This window comes from Acinetobacter sp. UBA2063, assembly GCF_002333245.1.
Classification (GTDB): Bacteria; Pseudomonadota; Gammaproteobacteria; order Pseudomonadales; family Moraxellaceae; genus Acinetobacter; species Acinetobacter parvus.
The window spans coordinates 1,260-9,177 of record NZ_DDAH01000004.1; the positions used below are offsets into that span (position 1 = coordinate 1,260).

General features: G+C 40.7%; 7 protein-coding genes. 1 reads left to right on the plus strand and 6 read right to left on the minus strand.

Annotated elements, in window-relative coordinates:
• The 4 genes from B4H32_RS00130 to B4H32_RS00145 form a co-directional block, all read right to left on the minus strand.
• The coding region (locus tag B4H32_RS00130) for a phosphate ABC transporter permease family protein (RefSeq protein ID WP_286798991.1) at window positions 1–351 on the minus strand (351 nt) is incomplete at its 3' end.
• 99 nt (window positions 352–450) lie between these two features.
• Complete coding sequence (locus B4H32_RS00135) at window positions 451–1,482, minus strand: substrate-binding domain-containing protein (protein WP_004681328.1); 1,032 nt, start codon at window positions 1,480–1,482, stop codon at window positions 451–453.
• 298 nt (window positions 1,483–1,780) lie between these two features.
• Window positions 1,781–3,313, minus strand: coding sequence for a pyridoxal phosphate-dependent decarboxylase family protein (locus B4H32_RS00140; RefSeq protein ID WP_286798992.1), 1,533 nt, complete (start codon window positions 3,311–3,313; stop codon window positions 1,781–1,783).
• A gap of 3 nt (window positions 3,314–3,316) precedes the next feature.
• Window positions 3,317–4,687, minus strand: a complete 1,371-nt coding sequence (locus tag B4H32_RS00145; protein WP_286798993.1) for a diaminobutyrate--2-oxoglutarate transaminase — start codon at window positions 4,685–4,687, stop codon at window positions 3,317–3,319.
• A 466-nt stretch (window positions 4,688–5,153) separates the two neighbouring features.
• On the opposite strand from B4H32_RS00145, the gene B4H32_RS00150 reads away from it, so the two are divergent.
• On the plus strand, window positions 5,154–5,855 hold the full coding sequence (locus B4H32_RS00150; protein WP_004681333.1) for an SIMPL domain-containing protein: 702 nt from the start codon (window positions 5,154–5,156) through the stop codon (window positions 5,853–5,855).
• Window positions 5,856–5,913: 58 nt separating this feature from the next.
• Here the strand turns inward: B4H32_RS00150 and B4H32_RS00155 are convergent, their stop codons facing one another.
• Complete coding sequence (locus tag B4H32_RS00155) at window positions 5,914–7,008, minus strand: fatty acid desaturase family protein (protein ID WP_286798997.1); 1,095 nt, start codon at window positions 7,006–7,008, stop codon at window positions 5,914–5,916.
• Window positions 7,009–7,022: 14 nt separating this feature from the next.
• Window positions 7,023–7,918 (minus strand): flavin reductase family protein (locus tag B4H32_RS00160; RefSeq protein WP_286798998.1); only part of this gene is annotated, 896 nt, incomplete at its 5' end.

The following is a 7,918-nucleotide window of genomic DNA, read 5'->3' on the forward strand; positions in this document are numbered from 1 at the left end:
AACTTCATAAGCAGCGGCTTGATCAGTTACCCCGAATCCTGAAGCAATTGCTTTAACACGATCAATAAGAACATCACGACCAGCTTCATCTAAAGTTGAGCTAATCGATGAAGGAATATTATTAAAAATAATATGTTGTAAAACGCTTGGTTCAACCAAGTTCCAAATCATCAAAATTAAAAAAGCAGGAATACCACACCACAAAGCAACTAAAGCCCCGTAATAAACTGGACGTGAATGTAGTGTTACTGAGTTATTTCCCTTACCTGCTAGGTTACGGCTTTTACTCAGCCCAATTTGATATGCAATTGCCACAAGGGCTAATAACACACCGATAAGTAGCAGATTCATGTAATCTCCACGTTTTCTCAATTTTCATGATTTGAAAAAACTTAGTTAGACAAAAAAGGCTGATGAACCTAAGTCGCACCAGCCTCCCTTTTAACAATATTACTTAACTGTTTTACCCGCTTTGAAATCAGCTAGAACTGTTGCACGTTCTTTATCGCTTAGAGGAATCAGGCCAGCTTTTTCCAGTTTAGAACCTTTACCAGAAATTTTCTTGTTAAGGAAAAACTCTGGATACTGAGCTAAACCTTTGATTGATTTTAAGTGTTCGCCTTTCACATAGAAGTAAAGTGCACGAGATACTGGATATTGACCACTTAAAACAGTTTTCTCAGAAGGTAATACACCATTTACTGTTGCAACACGTAATTTATCGCGGTTTTGATCATAGAAACCTAAACCAAATACGCCTACTGCATTAGGAGAAGTTTTTAAACGAGCTAGTGTTTCAGTGTAATCACCTGCAATTTCAATCACACGACCATCTTTACGGAAGTTTGAACATGCTTTTTTCTGTTCTTCTTTATCTAAATTTTTGAAATAAGCAAATGATTCACAACCCGCTTCAACCATTTTTTCTTGGAACACTTCACGCGTACCATGGTTTGTTGCTGGAATAACTAAGGTAATCGGTTCATTTGGTAAGTCATCATCAATTTGGTTCCATCGTGTATATGGGTTTGGAACCAATTTACCACCTGAAGGAAGCTGTGCAGCCAATGCAGTAAATACATGTGCTGGATCTAAGTTATAAGCACCCTTTCGTGAGTTAGACGCAAATACAATACCGTCATAACCAATTTTGATTTCTTGCACTTGATTTACGCCTGCTTTTTTACATGCAGCAAGCTCTGAATCTTTGATTTTACGTGAAGCATTTGCAATATCGATGGTATTATCACCAACACCTTGACAGAATTGCTTTAAACCACCTGAAGTACCACCCGAACCAACAACGGGTGCCTTGAATTGTGGGAAAGTATTACCAAACTCTTCTGCAACGATACTTGCATAAGGCAACACAGTGGATGAGCCAGCAATTTGAATCGTATCACGAGCTGCATTTGCAGTCGTTACTACGGTTGCCCCAGATACAGCTAATGCAATTGCGATGTGACGTGGATTTAAGCGCATTCGATTTACTCTCATTGATGCAATTTGATTTACAACGCTCTGAATGAAGTGTTGTACTTTGTTTAATTGCATTTTGAGTGGATAATATGACAATTAGGTGACAACTTTATGACGCTTTTATGATGTTAATAACTGTAAGGTAGACAAGAGCATTATTGGCTATTTTTTAACTCATTATCTACAGTTTTATAATCACCTTGTTTCTAATGATTTATAGCAAAATGATTAAAAACAACTCATTACAGATCGAATATAAAAAAGACCGCCTAAGCGATCTTCTTTTCTACATAACACCCGATTAATCAATCGGCGGTGTATAGGTACCATCTGCAATCGAATCCTTAATACGATCGGCTTCTGCCAACACAAGTGCAAGCAAGTTTTGAACGTTTTCAAGCGTTGCAACTGGACTTAAAGTGGTCATCTTCAAAGACTGAACATTGCCCACTCTTGTTACACCGATATTCGCTTCGCCACGTGCAAACAATTCATCTGCAACGTTTTGGTTCAAGCTATCAACAAAATCAGTTGGATAACTTTCTGGCACCACACGGAACAACACAGAAGCAAATTGCGGTTCAACCAGTAGTTCAAGACCTGCTGTTGCCTTAATATAGTCAGCAACTTCACGTGTCAGTTTCACACCGTGATCGATCATTGAACCATAAAGCTCTTCGCCTAATGCTTCAACCGTCATCCATAATTTCAATGCATCAAAACGACGTGTCGTTTGTAATGATTTAGACACAAGGTTAGGTACACCATGCTCTTCATCATAAGCAGAGTTTAAATATTCTGCTTCATAATGCATAAAGCGATAGTTTGCTTCGTCTTTCAACAAGAAAGCACCACAGCTAATGCTTTGGAAATAATGCTTGTGGAAATCAAGCGTGATTGAATCTGATAATTCAATTCCATCTAACATTGCACGATGGTCATTGGACAGAATCAGTGCACCACCCCAAGCTGCATCAATATGCATCCATGAATCATATTTCGTGGTAATTTCACGGATTTTCTTAAGTGGATCAATCGCACCTGCATCGGTTGTACCCGCTGTTGCAACAACACAGGCTACGATTTTGCCTTCAGACTGAAGATGTGCCATGGTTTTTTCCAATGCATCAACATCCATCTGTGCGTTTTCATTCACAGGAACAGTGACAACAGACTGGAAGCCCATCCCCATCATTGCCATGTTCTTTTGCACAGAGAAATGTGCATTTTCAGAACAAATGACTTTGACATTTTTCATTGCTTCTGCTGGAATACCATCACGCTGAACCGACCATGGCTTACCATTTTCGTCTTTCCAGTTTTTCGAGATACACCAGTCACGTGCAAGCAATACACCCATCAAGTTTGACTGTGTACCACCCGAAGTGAACACACCTGCTTGACCTGCACCATAGCCCACTTTTTGACGTAACCAATCAATAAGCTGAACTTCCATCAATGAACCTGCTGGGCTTTGATCCCATGAATCCATAGATTGGTTCGTTGCATTGATTAACACTTCCGCAATTTGGCTCATCACCATCGTTGGGCAATGCAAATGTGCAAGTGAGTGTGGATGATGTACTTTTAAACTTTTGTTGAGGAAAAGCTCAACCATACGTTGTAATGATTGTTGTACACCTAAACCTTCTTTTGATGGATGAAAAGAAATTGCTGCTCGCAAATCTTTAATGCTTCCACCTGTGTACATTTTATCATTTTGCAACCATGCTGAAACGGCTTTAACCGCTTCACCCATTGCTGACTGATAGTCAGCAATGGATTGTGCATCATTGCAGAGTAACGCTTTACGATGTTCTGCAAAATCAACCATGGATTAGCCTCGTACTGCTTTTAATGCTTCAGCAACAGCTTTTTTGAAGCGTGCAACCACTTCAACACATTCGTCTTGATTGATGATAAGTGGGCAAAGTAAACGAATTACAGTACCGTTACGACCACCTTTCTCAAGTAAAAGTTTATTGTTGAAACAAGCTGTTTGAATTGCCGCAGCTAATTGTGCATCAGCAGGAAGTGAACCCATATGATCAGCTGGTTTACGCTCATCAACGATTTCAACGCCGATCATCAAACCACGACCACGGACATTACCGATACATGGGAATTCTTGAGCTAACTTTTTGAATTCAGCTTGTAAGAAGTCACCACGCTCTTGCGCATTTTGAGCTAGGTTTTGTTCAGAAATAGTTTTTAGAACCATTAAACCTGTACCCATGGCCAACTGGTTTCCACGGAAAGTACCCGTGTGACCTGCTGGCTGCCAAGCATCAAACTTACGCTTAATACCAAGCACGGCTAATGGTAAACCACCACCTACAGCTTTTGACATCACCACAACATCAGGCTCGATACCTGCATGTTCAAAGGCAAACATTTTACCTGAACGTGCAAAACCAGCTTGAACTTCGTCCAAAATTAAAACGATGTTGTGCTTTTCAGTCACTTCACGAATTTTTTGTAACCACTTAACAGGTGCAGTTACCACACCGCCTTCACCTTGAATTGCTTCAAGAATCACAGCAGCAGGTTTCGTTACACCACTTTCAACGTCTTCGATGAAATTTTCAAAGAAGTAAGTCAAAGCATCAACACCCGCTTCACCACCTAAACCAAGTGGGCAACGATATTCATGTGGATATGGCATAAACTGAACGCCAGGCATAAGACCATTCACGGCATTTTTAGCACTCAAGTTACCTGTCATCGACAGTGAACCATGAGTCATACCGTGGTATCCACCTGAAAAACTGATCACAGAACTACGACCAGTATATGTTTTAGCAAGTTTAATCGCCGCTTCTGTAGCATCTGCACCAGATGGTCCACAGAACTGTAAGCAATATTCTTCTTTACCGCCTGGCAAGTAAGCCAAAAGTGCTTCAGTAAAAGCATCTTTTAAAGGAGTCGTTAAGTCTAAAGTATGCAATGGCAAACCGCTTGCCAATGTGTCTTGAATACTTTGAATCACCGCAGGATGATTATGACCTAAAGCCAATGTTCCTGCCCCAGCTAAACAGTCGAGGTATTGAGTACCCTCAACATCTGTAACCCAGCAGCCCTGTGCTTTCGCTATCGCTAACGGTAATTTACGTGGATAACTACGAACATTTGATTCCATCTGACTTTGGCGAGTCAGATAATATTCGTTGGTTGCATTAGCGGCAGGATTTACGGAAGTAACGCTCATATCGAATTACCATCTCTGATATGGGTAAAAGAAATAAGTCTGGTGACTTGCGGTCGTTTGACTCGGTGCTTTTTAGAATCTAGTGCAGACAAAATGTTTTATATCTTTCAACTAGGTGCGAGATGATACCTAATTTTGAAATAAAATAAACTCTTTTTATGCCTGACATTCATCTAATATTATTGAAAAAATGTTTCTTTCAATTAACTATGATGAATTATCATCATACTATGTGACAAGTGAAAGAAAGTATGCTTTTTTTATTTGCAGTTTGTATTTTAGATAAATGGTCAAACACTTTTAATTAACACATTATTTTTTAATCAGTTTTATTTATTTTTCTGTTGCAAAACCACCCTAATCCATTACAAAGACACCACAAAATATGCAAAAGTTCGCCATCCGTTGTTTCTAATATCAGACTTGTAAAAATAAATGTTTAATACCAAATTTTAAGGAATTTTTTATGCGTACTTTAGCACTTGCAACATTAATGATCGGAGCTGCACTTAGCCCAAGCCTTTTTGCTCATGAGACTGAAAACTTGAACTATAATATTGTGAATATCCAAGCAGATGCAGCACGCCAAGTTGCGAATGACGAAATGCGTGCAGTTCTCTATATTGAGAAAAGCCACAAGCAACCTGCTGAGCTTTCGAATCAAATCAATCAACTGATGAATCAGGCACAGGCGATTTCGCGTAAATATTCACAGGTCAAGGTCGAAACTGGTGCGCAAAGTACCTACCCTGTTTATGACAATGACAGCAGCAAGTTAAAGGAATGGCGTGCCCGTGCTGAAATTCAGCTTGAAAGTAAGGACTTTAAGGCGGCAAGCCAGTTGATTAGCGAGTTGCAGCAAAGCTTCCAGACCCAATCCATCAATTTCACCGTGTCGGATGAACAGCGCAAGAAAGTTGAAAATGAGTTGATGATTGAGGCATCTAGAAACTTCCAGCAACGTGCACAGGCGATTACTCAGGCATGGAATAAAACCCAATATAATCTGGTCAGTTTAAACCTAAATACCAGCAACTATTTCCCACAACCAATGATGCGGGGTGGCATGGCAAAATTTGCGATGGCGGAAGCTGCACCTGCACAGGACATGGCGGCGGGTGAATCAAAAATCACGGTTAGCGCCAATGGGTCGATTCAGTTTAAATAATTGGAACGTTGAACTGACCTCAGCATAAGGGCGAACACAATTCGCCCTTATGCTCTAATCACTTTTTAAAAGGCAGCGCATATTTAAAAATACGTCCGACCACTTCACCAAACTGTTTGACAAAGCTGGCATTGTTGTAATTTAAGCCATATTTTTTACATACCGCTTCAACTTTCGGTGCAATTTGGCGATAACGGCGTGCAGGGATATCAGGAAATAAGTGGTGCTCAATTTGATGACTCAAATGTCCCGTCAAAATGTGAAATGCTTCCGAGCCAGTCAAATTGGATGAACCACGAATCTGGCGCATGTACCAATGCCCACGACTTTCATCTTGCAGCACTGTTTTTGGGAATACTTCTGCATCTTTGGTAAAGTGACCACAGAAAATAATGCTGAATGTCCAGATATTACGAATGCCATTGGCGACCAGATTTCCTGTAAACACAGGAATGGCTGATGGCCCTGCAATCAATGGAAAAAACACATAATCCTTAAACAGTTGCTTGGCGATTTTCTTCTGTACAGGATTCCACTCCTGCTTAAACTCTGTCATGGTTTTACGCTTATAGACTACCCTGCCCAATTCCAGATTCTGTATGGCGACCCCCCATTGAAACAACAGGCTAAATGGCACGATATAAATTGGTTGAATTAAAGTAAATTTAGTCCAACGTTGTTCTGGAAATAAACGAAATACCCCATAACCGACATCATCATCCATTCCCTTAACATTGGTATAAGTATGATGCTTATAATTATGGGTTTGTCGCCAGTTATCCGAGGTGCCAACCGTGTCCCACTCATAGGTTAGACCATTAAATTTAGGGTCATTCATCCAGTCATACTGCCCATGCATGACATTATGGCCCAATTCCATATTTTCCATGATTTTGGCAAAACCAAGTAAACCTGTACCCAATAGCCATGCAGGCGGAAACCATCCAGCAAACAACAAGGTACGACCTAAGAAACTACTATAGCGGACTGATGAATAAACACGGCGAATGTATTTGGCATCTTTTTCGCCCAAATCGTCCAGCACCTCCTGCTTGATTTGATCCAGTTCTCTGGCAAAAGCAGCCAGTTCGGCTTCGGTTAAATTACGATTTTTAGGATTTTGAAAAAATTGATATTTTACAGGCATATTCATATTGTCATTCTCGCTTATAGATCAATCACAAGATCAGATTGAGCTGAATTTACGCAAATCTTGAGTAACTGGCTTGGCTCGTGGTTTGCTGAATCATTGAGCAAGTTTCTGGTCGAACCTTGTGCCTTGGTGCAGGCACACTTATTACAGATTCCCATACGGCAACCATGCTTTGGCTTGATCCCCTGATGTTCCAAACTGCTTAGAATCGACTGGCCTTTTGGAATGGCGATGGTCTTGTTGGATTGTGTCAATGTGACATTGATAAAACCCGTATCAGTTGCATCTATATCAAACTGGCTTAGACCAAAAGCTTCGGTCTGGATTGAGGCGGCATGCTTAAACAATGTTTCCGCCATTGCCACAAAGCCTGATGGGCCGCAGGCATAAACTGTGGTTTCATTTAAAGATTTAAGTTGATTAACGTGAGACTGGTTTAAGCGTTGATCCTGTTCCTGCGTATAAAAAATCTGATAAGTAAAATTCGGAAAGTTTTCAGCAACCTCTTTTAGGTACTCAGCATAAGCCGCATCTTCATGCGTTTTCACCCAATACATCAATTGCACAAATATGGCTTTAAGCTGTCTGGACTGACAGAAAGCCTCAATCAAGCTCAGCATTGGTGTAATGCCACTACCTGCTGCAAGTAACAATAGCCTTGGTGTTTGAACCTGCTGCTGCATTTCACCATAAGGCTGTCCCAAACGCAGAATATCACCTGTTTGACTTTGATCGACCAACCAAGAACTGACCAGACCTTGATCAACTTTTTTCACCGTTAGGCAGAGATGGTCTGCATCGACCTGCATCAGGCTATAGGTTCTTTCATAATGACGACCTGCAATTTCCACCGTCACAGGATGATGCTGACCTGCAACACCACGTTGCACATGGCGGTTACATTGCAATA